This is a genomic window from Kitasatospora sp. NPDC087315 (assembly GCF_044744345.1).
GTDB lineage: Bacteria > Actinomycetota > Actinomycetes > Streptomycetales > Streptomycetaceae > Kitasatospora.
Window position 1 is genome coordinate 1 of sequence record NZ_JBIUYD010000049.1, and the last position, 16,606, is coordinate 16,606.

The 16,606-nt window shown below is 69.5% G+C and carries 6 protein-coding genes and 2 pseudogenes; 6 read left to right on the forward strand and 2 right to left on the reverse strand.

All coding sequences use genetic code 11. From position 1 onward, the window contains the following. Positions 1–185 precede the first annotated feature (185 nt). Positions 186–392: pseudogene (locus tag ACIO5D_RS38070) on the forward strand (glycosyl hydrolase family 18 protein); the annotation flags it as partial. Between the two features lie 168 nt (positions 393–560). Here ACIO5D_RS38070 and ACIO5D_RS38075 read toward each other — a convergent pair. Next, on the reverse strand, positions 561–4,904 hold the full coding sequence (locus ACIO5D_RS38075; protein WP_400800846.1) for a LamG-like jellyroll fold domain-containing protein: 4,344 nt from the start codon (positions 4,902–4,904) through the stop codon (positions 561–563). A gap of 469 nt (positions 4,905–5,373) precedes the next feature. Between ACIO5D_RS38075 and ACIO5D_RS38080 the strand changes: the two genes are divergently transcribed. Both ACIO5D_RS38080 and ACIO5D_RS38085 read left to right on the forward strand, forming a co-directional pair. Continuing rightward, positions 5,374–12,546, forward strand: a complete 7,173-nt coding sequence (locus tag ACIO5D_RS38080; RefSeq protein ID WP_400800849.1) for an RHS repeat-associated core domain-containing protein — start codon at positions 5,374–5,376, stop codon at positions 12,544–12,546. Continuing rightward, on the forward strand, positions 12,528–12,971 hold the full coding sequence (locus ACIO5D_RS38085; protein ID WP_400800852.1) for a hypothetical protein: 444 nt from the start codon (positions 12,528–12,530) through the stop codon (positions 12,969–12,971). The genes ACIO5D_RS38080 and ACIO5D_RS38085 overlap by 19 nt, the downstream gene beginning before the upstream one ends. Before the next feature lie 78 nt (positions 12,972–13,049). Here ACIO5D_RS38085 and ACIO5D_RS38090 read toward each other — a convergent pair. Next, positions 13,050–13,265, reverse strand: a pseudogene (locus tag ACIO5D_RS38090) (LysR family transcriptional regulator); the annotation flags it as partial. Positions 13,266–14,531: 1,266 nt separating this feature from the next. On the opposite strand from ACIO5D_RS38090, the gene ACIO5D_RS38095 reads away from it, so the two are divergent. From ACIO5D_RS38095 to ACIO5D_RS38105, 3 genes are all read left to right on the forward strand, one after another. Then, positions 14,532–15,143: a hypothetical protein gene (locus tag ACIO5D_RS38095; RefSeq protein ID WP_400800855.1), complete on the forward strand. Its 612-nt coding sequence runs from the start codon at positions 14,532–14,534 to the stop codon at positions 15,141–15,143. Positions 15,144–15,291: 148 nt separating this feature from the next. Next, on the forward strand, positions 15,292–15,513 hold the full coding sequence (locus ACIO5D_RS38100) for a hypothetical protein (protein ID WP_400800858.1): 222 nt from the start codon (positions 15,292–15,294) through the stop codon (positions 15,511–15,513). Between the two features lie 441 nt (positions 15,514–15,954). Next, a partial coding sequence (locus ACIO5D_RS38105; protein ID WP_400800861.1) for an ISL3 family transposase occupies positions 15,955–16,606 on the forward strand: 652 nt, incomplete at its 3' end.

Below are 16,606 nucleotides of genomic sequence, written 5' to 3' on the forward strand. Positions count from 1 at the left end.
GCCGAGTACGAAGCCGCCTACTACAGCCAACAGCAGCCAAACCTGCAGGTCACAGCAACAATCTAGAGTCTCTGCAGAACCCGCAGCGGTTCACAACATCACACAGACCTTAGCCGGTCACCGGCCCGGCCCCGACCACCTGAACCTCGGGCACCGAGCACTACAAGTCCTTCAAGAAGCTCGGCCAGTCCGGCACCCACAAGGTCTACCGCGGTCGCGGCAACGGCGACGCATGGATCCTCGGCGGCAGCACCCTGTGGACGTACGACGACCCGACCGTCCAGCGCACCAAGGCCTCCTACGTACGCCACGATGACCTCGCTGGCGCGATGATCTGGTCGCTCGACGGCAAGCTGATCAGCGCCATCGACCAGGAGCTCAGTCGCCGCTGAGCCCTTCGCCGTTCCGGGGGCCGCGGCCGCCCGGCCGAACGCACGGCCGGGGGACGGGCGGGCCGCAGCCCGGAGCAACGACCGCGGCCCCGGCCGGACGAGGGGTCCGGCCGGGGCCGCGGAACGTGCGGGCGCCTGCCCGTGAGGATCAGGCTCGACCTGTGGGGATCAGGCCTGGGCCTCCAGGTGCCAGCGCTGGTTCGGGTTGCCGTTGCACTGCCAGATGCCGACGACGGTACCGTTGGCGTCGTTCCACCCCGGCAGCTCCAGGCAGCTGCCCGATGCCGGGTTGTACAGTGCCCCGTCGCCCTTGCGCACCCAGGTCTGCCGGTCCGCGTCGCCGCACGGCAGGAGGACCACCTTGCTGCCCCAGCCCGCGGGCACGTCCTGGGTGGTCACGCAGCGCTCGGTGCCGGGCACCTTGATCCGGTTGTCGGCGGTGAGGTTGAAGTGCTGCGCCGCGCCGTTGTAGCAGTTGTAGGCGCGCGGCTGGGTGCCCACGGCGCCACCCCAATTGTCAATGCACTTGCCCGCGTTGTACGCGCTGCGGATCTGCACACTGGACCCGGTGGTGGCCAGGCTGCGTGCCTGCTGCTCGGTCAGCGCGTACGGGTAGAGCCGGACGTCACTCGCTGCCCCGCTGAAGAGCGCCCCGGTCGACACGCCGCGCTTGTTCGTTCCCTCCGCGCCGATCAGCAGGGCGCCGTTGGTCTTCCATACCTGCGGGGCGCGACGGGTGTCCACCGCCCGGCCGTTCACGTACAAGGTGAGGTTGCCCGTGCCAGCGTTGTAGGTACCGACGAGGTGTGTCCAGGTGCCGACGGTGGCGGCCTCGGGGCTGGACACCGAGTAGTACTGACCGGTGTTCTCCACGTCCTCGCCGGTCACGGTGAACAGCCAGCGCTGGTTGACCGGCTCGTAGTGCAGGTAGAACGGGCTGCGCTCCTGGCCCACCTGGGAGACAACTGACTGGAAGCCCCCGGTGTTGCCGAGCCTCGCCCACGCGGCGACGCTGTAACTCTGGGTGGTGTCGATGCCGGCCGCGTGGGAAGTGCGGTGATAGCCGGTCGCACCGAACGCGGCCGCCGCACCTGCGGTGCCGTTGTGGTCGGCGGTGGTGCCGACGGGCTGCGGCGTGGTCAGCGGGTTCGCCGCGCTACTGTCACTGGCCTGGCTCCGGCCGTCGAGGCCGTACCAGAGCGGGTTGACGGTGGTCTCGGCGACCGCCTGCGGTCCGGCGTGCCAGGTGAAGGACGCGTTCGCGGCACCCGGCGAGACCGTCTCGCCCCACCAGATGTCCACCCGGCCCTCGGGGGTCTTGGCCCAGAGGCTCGGCGAGCCCTTGCCGGTCAGGTCACCGTCCGAGCCGATCACCGGCCAGGTCTCCACCGAGACGGCACCGATCTTCACCGGGCCGGAGATCCCGGTCAGGGTCGGCACGGTGACCGGGTTGCCCGCGCCGTCGAACACCGGCCGGCCCTGGTTGTCGGTCGAGACGACGGTGCCGGTGGTGAAGGTGTACGCGAGCAGGTCGTCCTTGGCACCGTCCGGCGAGGCCGCGCGGTTGCGGGTCCACAGGCCGGGGTGGCCCTGCTTGGCCCAGTCACCGGGGGCGATCAGGTCCTTGTCCTTCCAGCCGCCGGCGGCCAGCCGGACGGGCTTGCCAAGGGTGTTGGTCTCGGTCGCCGGGTAGTACCAGAGCCCGGCGTCGCTGCCGTCGGCGGTGACCTCGACCGTGAGCAAGCCCGACTTGTTCTTGAACTTCAGCCGATAGTCGAGGTCGGTGTTGACCGGGTCGCCGATCGCGGCCACTCCCAGCACCTTCGTCCAGTCCGCCGCGTGGTAGCCCGGCTGGGTGGTCCAGGAGCAGTTCTCGGCGGCGGTCGTCACACACCTCGGCTTGGCGAGCACCTCCTTCTTGTCGATCCGGCCGTACTGCCCGGTGGTGCCCGGGTTGGGCATCAGGTAGAGGTTGGCGTCGCCAGGGGCGTGGACGAGGAAGTCGTCGATGTTGTTGCCGCCCGTGAGGGTGCCGCGGTGGGCGAACTGCAGGTTCCTCCATCCCTGCCCGCCCGGGGCGTCGGCCGGGCTCGCGATCAGTGCCGCATTGGCGTTGTTGGCCTGCGAGTTACCGGGAACTGCGTACGAGCGCAGCACACCGGCCTCGTCCGGGGTGACGATGTCCGGCACGCTGTCACCGGTCACGTCGCCGAAGACCGGCGGCGGGCCGTCCGGGTTCCACGGGACGTAAAAGGCGTAGGAGGCGATCGGGGACACGTTGCGGGCGTTGTCCATCACCTGGAGGTAGAGGATGTTGGTGCCCCAGCGGTTGGGGACCACGTCCGCGCCGCCCTGCGGCATCGAGGAGCCGCAGACCCAGCCGACGCCCGCCAGTTGCGGGTCCCAGGACCAGCGGGCGCAGGCAATGCCGGAGGCACTGCCGTTGTTCGCCGGGGTGTCCGTCGCGGTGAACGGGACGATGCCGCGCTCGCCGGTGCGCTTGCGGCTCACCTGGCCGTTGCCGGAAGGCGGGTACGTGTCGGCGAGGTCCGCCTCGGACAGTTGGGTGTAGCCGCCGGGAACGCTGATGGTCGGCGGAGTGAGGTCGACGCCGAAGCGGCAGGTCGGCGTCGAGTTTGACATCTGGACCAGGCCGTCGGTGGTGTGGGTGCTCCAGCCGTAGACGTGACCGTCCTTGATGACGCCCTGGTTGACGTTGAAGCTCGCGTTTCCGCCGTTGCCCACCCAGGGCGACAGGCCCGAGTCGACGTCCGGCACGCCCGGCATGGAGTAGTCCCAGATGTGCGACCAACTCTGCAGCTGATTCTGGGCGTTGCTGCTGACCGTGGCGTTCAGCGAGACGGCGCCGCCGAACCCGCTCGCCGAGTTCAGCCAGCCTAGCGTCTGCCCGTCGCAGCCCTGGTTCTCCTGCCACGGCACGGCGGTGGTCGGGGCCCGCCAGGCGTACGGGTTGGTCGGGGTGTTGGGCACCCGGTCGTAGTCGACGACCACGACCGGCTTGTAGTCCATCCGCTTGAAGGCGTTACGGTCGCCGGAGTACCGGGTCGCACCCTCCAGCGGGGACACCAGGCCGAAGGTGAGGTTGTGGTTGCCCGGGGCGTACGCCTGGTAGACCCCAGTGACGTCGTACTCGAACGGGACGTTGCCGGCGCAGCCATCGTGCAGGGAACCGCCGACGCCCTTGGTGCCGATCACCCCGCCGATTCGGCCCGGCTCGTTCGACCAGCTGGTGGTGTTGCCGATGCCGCCGGTGAGGTACAGGTCGACCGGGTACGTCTTGGTGCAGGACCAGTCCGAGGACTCGTACTGCCACACCGTCATGGTCGCCTTGTTGATGACGATGTCGTGGTACCAGTCCGTGTTGAACTGGAAGAACGCCCGCTCCCGGCCCTTCTCGGTGCGCCAGCCCTGGTAGCCGACGCCCGGGTGGGAGTACTGGTCGCCGCCGTTGGTGGTGGTCCTGTTGTAGTTCGACCAGTTGGGGTAGGCCTCCTGGGTCCAGGTCCAGGCGTTGCCCTCGCGGGCGTCCGGGATCCACGCCGGGTCGATGTACCACGGGCCCTGCCCCTGGCCGAGCACGGACGGGTCCGGCGTCAGTTCGACGGCGTCGGCAGTGACGGTGGTCGGCATGACGGCCACCTTGGCGCCGTCGCCCGGACCGTCCACACTGCTGCCGACGGCGCTCGGTGCGGCACCAGCCGCCGCTGCGCCGTCACCGGCGGCCGGCACGGCCAGGGCCGGGGTCACCGAGCTGTCCCACATCCGCGGCGCCGAGGCATGCCAGCGCAGGCTGCCGTCGGACGCGGTGGCGGTGAGGTTGTTGTCCTTGTCCGCCTTCACGGTGACGCCGGACGCCCGGGTGCCGAAACGAATCTTCTTCAGCTGCGGGTTCTTGGCGGCCTCGGCGGTCTTCACCACCAGGACGGTGCTCAGGCCGCCCTGCTTGGAGGCGGTGACCTTCAGGTCGATGCCGGGCTGGACCTCGGGGTAGACCAGCCCGTCGCCGTCCTCGTCCGGGTGCGGGGTGGTCAGCGGGAACGGCGAGTCGATCGCGAGGCTCTCGCCGTTCGAGCCGGTGAGCGTGCCCAACGGCCCGCTACCGCCGCCGGACAGCCGGACGCCGGACGCGGCGGCCCGGGGCCGGAAGCCGCCGCCGGGATCGGCGACCAGGGTGGCGTCCAGGGCCGCCCAGGCGCCGCCTTGCTTCACCCGCTGCTGTTCGACGTGCTGGGTGCGCGACAGCCGGCCCTCCGGGGTGGCCACGGTCTCACTGAACTCGTCGGTCAGCTCCGGGACCGGCACCGGCTTCCCGGTCGCCTTCGCCTCGGCCTTCGCCTTGTCGGCGGCGGTCACCACCGGCTTCTCGGCGGCCCGCTTCGCGTCGGCGGCGGCCATGATCTCGGCGAGCGACGGCGAGCCCGCGACAGGCGGCGGCGCCGCCGGAGCGCTGTCGGCGAACGCCGCCGGGGTGAGCGATGTGAGTGCGAGCACGAGGCCGACGGCGGCGGCCGCAGTACGCCGCGAGGGATGACTGCGGCGGTCGGCTCGGGTCGCACCGGGCACGGGCCCGGACGGAACGGCAGGCATGACGGAGTTCCCCCCACGGGAAGAGGCGCGCAGATCTGTGCGCGGCCGGTGAAGGTCGAACACAGGGGTCGCCGACAACCTCACATCAGAAGAATGCAACGTCAACTTCATTAATCTGCAACCGTGTCCGCTTTCACCGCAGGCAAGCCGGTTGGTCTCCGGTGTGACGATGCTCACTGCGGCAATACATCGACATTTCTCTCGACTGGAAACCGTTCGCGCCCTACTCTCCGCCACAGTCCTGTGTCTGCAAGTGATATGACGTGCAGTCATCTTCTGGGGGGTCGCAGTGTCCACTCGTCGTACCCGTTTGCCATGGTCGGAACGCAAGGAGGGGCCACCAACACGAAGGAGGAAGACCCGTGTCGGACTCGTGTCCACCCTGGTGCTCCTGAGCGCGCTCGTCCCGCCGCTGGCGCCCGCCGCGCTCGCCGCCGACGGTGGCAAGGACGAGGACCGGATCTGGTCCCCACCGAACACCCCGCTGCAGCGGACTTCATCGGTCCCCGGCTCGGCTGATCAGCCCAAGTCGGCCGCGCCGAAGACCGGTTCGCCCGACTGGCAGCCGCCGAAGGACCGGCCGAAGCTCCGCACCGGCTCCGCCTCGGTCACCCTGGACGCGCCACCGGCGGCCGGTAGCAAGTCCGCCCAGGCGGACGCCTCCGGCGCACAGGTGCCGGAACCCGCAGCCGGCACACCTCGGCAGGTCGGCGAACTGCCGGTCTGGCTCGCCCCGGTGGCACCCACCGGCGGCACCCGGGGAGATGCTGGGAAGGGCACGCCCGTCAAGGTCACCGTCGCCGAGGAAGAGACGGCAGCGGCCGCCGGCCTGCCGGGCGGATTGCTGGTGTCACTCACCCGCAGTGACACCGGGAGCGTCGCCGCGCCCGCGGCCGGGGGTTCCGCGGCCGACGCCGGAGCATCCGCCGACGACGAAGCCGCCGCCGACGAAACCGGCGACACCGTCCGGGTCGCGATCGACCTCGGCGGCATCGGCTACGGCGGCGACTTCGCCGACCGCGCCCGCCTGGTCACCCTGCCCGCCTGCGCCACCACCACCCCCGAAGCGGCGGGCTGCCTCACCCGTACGCCAGTCGTCTCGCGCTACGACGTGCAGGCGAAGAAGCTCATCGCCGACGTCCGGCTGCCCCGGACCGACGCCGCGCCGCGCGGCCCGCAGACGAAGTCTTCCGAGGCCGCCGCCCCCACGCCGTTGCTGCTCGCCGTCGAGGCCACGCCCTCCAGCGGGAAGGGCACCTACAGCGCCACCCCACTGTCGCCCAGCGCGGCCTGGACCGCCGGCGGCTCCTCCGGCTCCTTCTCGTACAGCTACCCGGTGCAGTCGCCGCCGACCCTCGGTGGCTCCGCCCCCGCGGTCGCCCTCGGCTATGACTCCGCCTCGGTGGACGGGCGGATGGCCTCCACCAACTCCCAGGCCTCCTGGATCGGCGACGGCTGGGACCTCAACTCCGGCTTCGTGGAACGCTCCTACAAGCCCTGCGACAAGGCGGGCATCGCCGGTTCCGGCGACTCCTGCTGGGCCGGTGCCAACCTCACCCTGTCGCTCGGCTCGCACTCCGGCGAACTCGTCCCGCATGACGCCTCCTGCGTGAACGGCGACGCCGCGTTCGAGCAGTCCAAGTGCACCTGGCGGCCGAAGAACGACGACGGCACCAAGGTTGAGTTCCTCAAGGGCGCCACCAACGGCACCTGGAACGGCAGTTACCTCAAGGTGACGGACACCTCCGGTACCGTCTACTACTTCGGCCTCAACCACCTCCCCGCGGCCGACGGTTCACCGACCACCCTGGGCGCGGAGAACAAGTCGGTCTACACCGTTCCCGTGTACTCGCCGAACGCTGGCGACCCCTGCTACGACGCCGCCAAGGGCAAGGCCTCGTGGTGCCGGACCGCCTGGCGCTGGAACCTCGACCACGTCGTCGACGTCCACGGCAACCTCACCACCTACACCTACGCGCCCGAGACCAACTGGTACGCGCGCGGCGGCGGCCAGAACGGCGGCACCGGCGCCAACACCGACTACACTCGCGCCGGCACCCTCGCCACCATCGCCTACGGGCAGCGCCTCACTGACCAGATCGCCGCCAACGGCACCCACCAGCCCGCCTCGAAGATCGAGTTCCAGACCGGCGAGCGCTGCGACGCCGGCACCGATGCCTGCAAGACCGAGAACCGCACCCCGGCCAACGCCGCCGACTGGCCCGACGTACCGCTCGACAAGAACTGCGCCCAGACCGGCATCTGCACCAACTACGGCCCCTCGTACTGGTCCACCCGCTGGCTGAACGCCATCACCACCTCGATCCGCTCCGGCGGCGGCTACCGCCCCGTCGACCGGTACGAGCTGAAGCACGTGTTCAAAACGCCGCAGAACGCCGGCGAGAACCACAGGATCCCGTGGCTGCAGTCGGTCAAGCGGATCGGCAAGGACACCTATGACGGCCAGACCGAACAGGCCCTCCCCGAGGTCACCTTCGCCGACATCCTGCTCCCCAACCGGGTCGACGGGCTCACGCCCGCCCGCCCCCGCTACAACCGTCCCCGGATGGACACCGTCACCACCGAGACCGGCGGCACCATCCTCGTCGGCTACCACCAGGACTCCTGCTCGCGCACCGCGAACCGGATGCCCGCCTCCGCCGACACCGACACCCTGAGCTGCTACAATGTCAAGTGGTTCGACACCGCGCTACAGGTACCCGTCGACGACTGGTTCCTGCGCTACCCCGTCGCGTCCGTCACCACCGACCCCAACTCCAACCTCGTCCAGGGGTCGGTCGCCAAGGTCGTCTCCTACAGCTACGGCAACGCCGCCTGGCACCGCAACGACAGCCCGCTGGTCGAGAACGACTACCGCACCTGGGACCAGTTCCGCGGCTACGCCGCCGTCACCGCCGTCACCGGCGCGCCGAACGACCCGGCCGAGACCAAGTCCAAGACGGTCACCACCTACCACCAGGGCATGGACGACGACCTCAAGGCCAGTGGCACCCGGTCCGTGAGCGTCGCCGGCCCCAAGAGCGGCGCCCGCACCGACCACGACTGGCTCTCCGGCAAGGCCCTGGAGACCGACGTCTACCCGCACGCCGGCGCGAGCGCCCCGCTCAGCTGGACGGTGAACGTCAGCGAGGGCGAGAAGGAGACCGCCGTACACGCGCGTGGCGGCCTGCCCGCGCTCAAGGCCCGCTACGCGTCCAAGAAGTCCACCGGCACCAGCACCGCCGTCACCACCACCGGCACCCGCAGCACCACGACCGTGGTCGAGAGTGACCAGGACAACGGCAACCGCGTCACGACCTCGCTCAGCACCGCCGACGGCACCCCGGACGTCTGCACCCGCAACGCCTACGCCGCCTCGGCCGGCAACCCCCAGCTGACCGGCCTGCTGTCCGAGGTGCTCACCGTCTCCGGCGCGAACGCCTGCACCGCGACGGCCGCCGCCGCCAACACCGTCTCCGGCGTCCGCACCCTGTTCGACGGCCTCGCATACCGCAGCGCCGGCGCCAAGGGCAACCCGACGGGGGCACAGGTCCTCGACGGCTACAACGGCGCGGGCGCGCCCCAGTGGACCAACACCGGCACCACCGGCTTCGACGACTACGGCCGCATCGTCAGCGTCACGGATGTCACGACGAGCGACCCGAAGAATCCCACTGGCGCCGTGACAACGACGACCTACAGTGCGGCCAACACGGGCGAGCTGACCAACCGAACCGTCACCGGTACTCCGGCCCCGGCCGGCACGCCGGACGAGGGCATTGCGCGCACCACCACCGTGCAGTTGAATCCGGCGCGTTCACTCCCCCTGACCACCACGGACCCCAACGGTCGGACAGTCACCCAGAAATACGACGGGCTCGGACGTCAGACACAGGTCTGGACCCCCGGACGCAGCCCCGGAGCGGACGCGAACCTCACCTTCACCTACGAGGTGAACGACACCACCAAGCCGTCCGCCGTGACCAGCCGCAGCCTGCGGCCCAACGGCTCGTACGCGGTGTCCACCCAGATCGTCGACGGTCTCGGTCGTCCCGTTCAGACCCAGGAAGACCCCGCGGTCTCCTCGTACCACGGGCGAATGGTCACCGACACCTTCTACGACTCGCACGGGCGCAACAACCGGACGTACAACACCTACTACGAGGACACCAACGCCCCGACCACGGTGCGCTGGATCCCCAACGGTGCCGCGGTGCCGAACCAAAGCGTGACGACGTTCGACGGCCTGGACCGGCCGGTGAGTGCACAGTTCATCGCGCTCGGCGTCCTCCAGAACACTACGGCCACCGTCTACCCCGGCGCCGACCGGGTCGACGTGAGCCCGCCCAGCGGGTACACCGCGACCAGCACGGTCACCGACACGCGCGGGCGGACCACGCAGCTCTGGCAGTACCGGACACCGAGCGCCACCGGCAACCAGGCCGACGCGGAGGTCACCAGCTACACGTTCACCGCCAGCGGACAGAACGCCACCCGCGTCGACGCGGCCGGAAACACCTGGAGCTACGCCTATGACCAGCGTGGCCGGCAGGTCCGTGCCGACGACCCGGACACCGGGATCTCCACACGTACCTACGACTCCGGCGGCCGGCTGGCCACCACGACGGACGCACGCAATCAGACCCTGGCCAACACCTACGACCTGCTCGGCCGCAGGACCGGTACCTACAGCGGCACGGTCACACCGACGAACCAACTGACCGGATTCCTCTACGACACCGTCGCCAAGGGCCAGGCCACCAGCTCCACCCGCTACGTCGGCGGAGCCGGCGGCAACGCCTTCACCAAGGCGGTCGCCGAGGTCGACGTCGCCTATCGCGCGACCCGCACGACCGTCACCATCCCCGGCAGCGAGATCGGCGCCACCGGGCAGGTCTCGTTCGAGTACACGGCCGCCTACGACCCGGTCAGCGGCGCGATGGTGTCCGAGGGCCGTGCGCCCGCCGGAAACCTGGTGCAGGAGTACCTCACCTACAACTACGAGACCTACGGCACCCTCAACAGCATGGGCGGCGCCGGCCTGACCTACCTGCGGCAGGCGGACTGGGACGCCTACGGCCGCAACATCCGCGCCACGATGAACCCGTGGGGCATCCAGGTGGTCACCAGCAAGACGTACGACGAGCCCACCGGGCGCCTGCTGACCGAGTACGTGGACAAGCAGACCGCCACCACCGGCTCGGTGCAGAACACCACCTACGCCTACAACCAGGCCGGGCAGATCACCGCGATCCGTTCGATCCCCAACAACACCCCGAGCGCCACCGACCTGCAGTGCTTCGGCTACGACCACCTCGGCCGGCTCACCACCGCGTGGACCGACACCGGTCAACTCAACCAGCCCAACCCGTCCACCGGCGGCCAGGGCGCCTGCGCCAACGCCACGCCCACCAGCGGCGCGGTGGCACCGGCGAAGTCCACCGTCGGCGGCAGCGCGGCCTACTGGCAGGAGTACAGCTACGACCTGACGGGCAACCGCACCAAGGTCGTCCACCGCAACCCGGGCGGCGACACCGCCAAGGACCTCAGGGCCGAGCAGACCTTCCCGGCGCCGGGCACCCGCAACACTCCCACCACCGCCGCCAACACCGGTGGCGGCACCGGCGGTCCGCACGCGCTGGCCACCAGCAAGAACACCCAGGGCTGGAGCCCGCTCGACCAGGGCGGGCACCAGTACGACGCCGCGGGCAACACCACGAAGATCGCCAACCCCGGCGGCAACAAGGAGATGAAGGCCGGCTTCGTCCTCAAATCCGGTGAGACGGTGCGCTCCAACAGCATCCAGCTCGCCATGCAGGCCGACGGCAACCTCGTCCTCACCTCGCTGCGCAGCGGCGCGGTGATGTGGTCGTCCAACACCCAGAACCACCCGGGCGCCTGGGCGACCATGCAGGACGACGGCAACTTCGTCGTCTACGACCCGCAACACGTGGCGCTGTGGTCCTCCAACACCTGGGCCGGAAACGGCAGCGGCTACTTCGCGGTCGTCCAGGACGACGGCAAGTTCGTCGTCTACGCGCCCGGCTGGGCCTCCAAGTGGGGAACGGCCACCTGGAACTGGCAGGACTCCGCCAACGGTGCCACGCTCACCTGGGACGCCGAAGGCAAGCTCGCCTCGCTCACCCAGGGGCCGCTGACGACGACGTACGTCTACGACGCCGAGGGCAACCAGTTGGTGCGACGCAACCCGGGCCGGACCACGGTCAACCTGGGCGGCGGCGACGAGCTCGTGTACGACACCAGCGCCAAGACCACCACCGGCAACCGCTACTACGCCCTGCCGGGCGGCACCACGCTGGTGCGCCAGGGTCCGACCAGGCTCACCTATCAGTTCGCGGACCACCACGGCACCAACACCCTGTCCATCGACAGCAACACGCTGAACGAGACCCGCCGCCCCGTCGACCCCTTCGGCGTCTCCCGCGGCGCCGACTCCCCCGCCAGTGCGTGGGCCGGCGACAAGGGCTTCGTCGGCGGCCTCAAGGACGACCTCAACGGCTTCACCAACCTGGGCGCCCGCCAGTACCAGCCCAGCACCGGCCGCTTCCTCAGCACGGACCCGCTGTTCGACTCGACCGACCCGCAGCAGTGGAACGGCTACTCCTACAGCACCAACAACCCGGTCAACCGCTCGGACCCGAGTGGGCTGGGGAACCCGGAGTGCGGCACGCTCTACAACTGCGGCTCCGGCTCGGGCAACCGCATCACCATGGCCAACGCGGCCCAGGCCACCGCGACGCCGGTGTCCGCGGCCGTCCTCGCACGGCACCAGGACAGCACCCCCGGTTTCCCTCGCACTCCGGCCGTCGACATGTACGAGAAGGCGAAGGAGGCCGGCTTCGGCGCGAATCCGAACGGCTCGTCGCGACGTCACCTCACCGGCCAGCCCGGACCCGACCGCGGCATCGTCATGGCGCGGTTCTACATCCACACGAAGGATGCTGCGCTCGGCTTGCTGGTCGGGGACGACCGTGGAGTGTCGACGGATCCGAACGCCGCCTACCGCATGGCGATGTTCTGGAACACGGCAACCGGTGACATCGCCCTCACCGTCACCGGCTCGGTGCAGGCTGCCACTTCGATGGACAAGATCCTGGAGAACGGGGCCAGGAGCAGGGGCATCACGCTCCCAGACAGCAGCAAGTTCCACCCGGCCAAGGAACTCATTCTGGGCGAGTCATCGCTCGATGACGTGGTCAAGTGGCGGAACACGCTCTACCCGATCCGCAAGGATGCGGCCGCCGTCAAGGTCAAGGTGCACGGCGTCAACAGCGTGCTCCCGGTCTTCGCCGTGGACAACGAACTGGGCGTCGGCTTCGACGACACCGGCAGGGTGAAGGTCACCCGCTCGGGAGACGCCTATCCTGATCTTGAGGTCGTCCAGTACCGTCAGGGGCACGAACCCATCCTCCACGCCCAGGACAGAATGGCGTCCGAATCGGGCTTGGACGCAACGCCCCTCGATTTCATCTTCGGCAAGATCGACAAGACCTGGGTTGGTGGCACGTGCACAGTAGGTTGCTGACGGCGGTCCGGACGGAGCGGAACCCCGGCCGGTCCGGGTTGCTCTGGCTGTTGGACTGCGCGTTCCGCTACGCCGTGGTGTTCATGATCGGGTGGACGCTGATCTCGTTGACGGCTCCCCGCCGGTACGACCCGGCGCAGAGCGAGACCGGAGGTCGCCTCGACCTCTGGAACTCGTTCACGGGCTACATGAAGTACGGGCCAGGCATGCTACTCCTCGTGGGCGGCTCCACCCTGATTCTGCTGGCACTGATGGCGAAGCTGCGGCGGAGCCCCTCACCCGGTGACCTCAGAGCCGTCGCCATCATGGTGCTCATGCTGCCGGTGGTGTTCATTCTGCCGGTGGGCACCGGAGCCATGCTGGCCATTCAGGTAGGCGTCCAGGCCTTCTTCGTGATGGTCCTGATACCGGTCAGCAGCAGGTAGTCCGGCAGCTCAAGGAGGCCTCGCCGAACCTTGGTTCGGCGAGGCCTCACTGCTTTCGGCGGTGGCCTGATCGTCCGTTCACTCCTCCGGTGCGGCTTCAGCGAGGACTTCGAGGACAGGGCGGAGGAGGGGATGGGTGTCGACGCCGACGCGGGTGGCGGCGAAGACGCGGCGGGTGGCGAGGGCGCTGCCGACCGGGCGGACGGCGACGCCGGTGAGGTCGGTGCCGCGGAGGGCGGAGCGGGGGACGAGGGCGACGACGGCGCCGGCGGAGGCGAGGGCGACACCGGTGCGGACACCTACCCAGAGGACACCGGCCTGCGCCTGACCCCGCTCAACCCCAGGCGCCCCGCCCGCGACCTCCTCGAAGACCTCCTCGCCTGCATCCACGGCTGCTGGCTCCTCCACGAGAAATACGACGACCCCGACGACGAGGACACCAATGCCGACGAGGCGGAGGACCGGGGACGAGCACGCCGAGCGGCACCAGGACCACAGCCGCGAACGCTTCGCCCGGCTCGTCCGCGAGACCGCCGCCCGACACCGCGACCGGCCCACCCGAACCCGACGCGCCCCCTCGATAATCACCCTGGGTGACAACGGAGATCTCTGAGCACCGCGCCTCTCGGCAACTCTGCGTGTCGGCCGTCGATCTGTCGGCAACCGCGCGTTCACCCCAAGCCGTCGACACCCGCCCTCAACCCCCGGCCGATACTACTCAGCGTAACCACCGCGGAATGTGGGCCTGGCGTGAAATCAGGTTCGGGAATTCCGTAACCCCGCGAAGGGGCCGCAATTCCACCGCCCTCCGAAACGGTCCGAGCGGCCCTGCGGGCAAGGAATGAGGGCCCCATTCCCTGCCGATATCCGGAGGAATTCGATAAAATCAGAGCCCCCAGACCCCACTCGCAGCCAGCCTCCGGCTACGTCACAGTCGGCGTCACGCCCCGGGCCGTCCCACACCTGAGCGCATCCGTCCGGTCGCCATCAACGACGACATGTCCGGATGCCGGGGCGCCGGACGTGATCCACAAGGCCGCGAGCTGCTCAAGGGAGCCACAGGCAATCTGAGCGCAGGTCAAGGGATCACACCAGGTCAGAGGCGCCAAATGCCTTCGGTGGTCGCACGGTGGTCCCGTCGTCCGCCGCAGTGCGCCCGCACGGGACGAGACTGGAAGAGCCCGCACGACCACGACCCGCCGTGAAGTGATCACCATGCGCTCCTCCGTCAAACGCGGCCGCGTCTACCGCCGGTGCGACTGCCGCGACCAGCACCGCAAACAGCTCGGCGCCCGCTGCCCCCTCCTCGCCACCGACCCCCACCACGGCACCTGGACCTTCACCGTCGACGGCCACGCCACACCATCCGCCGCGGCGGCTACCTCAAGAAGAAGGCCGCGAAAAAGGCCCTGCACCGCCACCTCGACGGCGAACGCACCGGCATCCCCTGCGACCCCGACCAGAGCGTCGCCGACTACCTCGACGACTGGTTCCACGCCAAACAGGCCGAACTGAAGCCCACCACCGCCTCCCACCACCGCCTCCCACTACCGCAGGTACGTGTACGACGACCTCATCCCCGCCTTCCGCACCATCAGCCTCGACGACTTCCGCCGACCCCACATCCGCACCTTCGCCGACCACCAGCTCACCCACGGCCGCGGAAGGGCCACCGTCCACCGCATGCCGTGCACACTCTCCAGCGCACTCGGCGACGCCGTCCCGGCCGGCCGCCTGCACCACAACGTCGGACGCCCCCTGGTCATCCGCCGGCCGCGCCACGCCGACCGCATCGAGTGGACCACCGACCACGCCGCCACGTTCCTGCGCTACACCCACGGCGCCGACCCCCCGATCGCCGACCTCACCGAACTCCTCATCGGCCCCGGCATCCGCAAAGGCGAGGCCCTGACCCTCCACGAGGACGACGCCTACCTCGACAAACGCTTCATGTACATCCACTGGACGCTCTCGGCCATCGACAACACCGAACTCGCCTTCACCGAACCCAAGACCCGCTCCAGCCGCAACTGGGTCGCCCTCTCCGACCGCGCCACCGCGGCGATCGCCCACCGTCTCGCCCCCGACACCCTCCGCGGCCCCAACCCCGCCCCCGGACACGGCCTGGTCATCCACCGCCACGGCCGCCCGCTCCACCCCTCTACGTCCTAAGCCAGTTCCACCGCCTCTGCCACAAAGCCGGCGTCCCCGTCACCGGCGTCCACGACCTGCGCCACCTCGCCTGCGCCCCCGCCATGGACGAACACGTGCCCTGCCCATCGTCTCCAAGACACTGCGGCACTCCACCTTCTCCACCACCGTGGACGTCTACCACTACCTGACCATCCAGGCCGTCCGCGAAGCCGTCGACGCCATCAACCACGCCCTCGACCAAGCCGACCACAACGCCCTGCACGACCACCACGCCACCCGAATCCCCCACAACCCCCGCCTGACCACCCACCAGGCACGGAAAACGACACAGCATCGCCAACCAGCACCCCGGCCAACCCACCGGGACCACACTGCGACCACCAGATGACGACACAACAGAAAGGCCGCTTCCACCATCCGGTGGAAACGGCCTACGACCTGCGAAAACGCTGGTCGGGACGACAGGATTTGAACCTGCGACCCCTTGACCCCCAGCCCGGCCATAGCCATTTCTGCACGTCAGACAGTAGACAGCCCGCGCTTTTCGTTCCGCGAAAGGTGACTCAGAAGCAGTGGTGAGCAATGTGTGGTCCCCACCGGTCCCCCTTCCGCCTCAGCCCTCAGCCCTCAGCCCTCAGCCCTCAGCCACGTTCCATGGGCAACCGCCTAAAAAGGAGATCGCTCGGGATACTCATCAGGTTGTACTCGCCGATCTCGCTGTAGTGGTGGGGAGTATCAGGAATTCGGCTCTGTCCCGTAATCGGTGGTAACGAAGCGTGATGGGTGTCGTTGGCAGGTCATGCGAAATGTCAACGAGCTTGTGGGCACGGTGTTTTCCGGGTTGTCGCCGCTGGTGATCGAGGACGTAGTGGACGAGGGCGAGGTGATTCGGGTGCTGGCCCGGACCCAGGACGGTCCGGTGCCCTGCCCGGCCTGCGGGGCGCCGACGGACCGGGTGCATGGCTTCCATCACCGGACGGTGGCGGACGTGCCGGCGGACGGCCGGCGGGTACTCGTGGCGGTGCGCGTTCGCCGCCTGGCCTGCCCGGTACTCGGCTGTCGGCGGCAGACGTTCCGCGAGCAGGTGCCCAGCCTGCTCGAACGCTACCAACGTCGTACGAACCGTCTCACGAGCCAACTCGGTGCTGTGGTAAAGGAGTTAGCAGGCCGGGCCGCGTCGCGGCTCCTGGAGGTGCTCGCCGCGCCGGCCTCCCGGTCCACGGCCTTGCGGATGCTGTTGCGGGTGCCCCTACCCGCGCGACGGGTGCCGCGGGTCCTGGGCGTGGACGACTTCGCCCCGCGCCGCCGCCACCGCTACGCGACCGTGCTGACCGACGCCGAGACCGGCGAGCGGATCGACGTCCTACCCGGCAGGGGCGCCGACGTCCTGGAGGCGTGGCTGCGCGAGCACCCGGGTGTCGAGATCGTGTGCCGGGACGGCTCCGGGGCCTACGGCGAGGCCGTTCGCCGAGCTTTGCCCG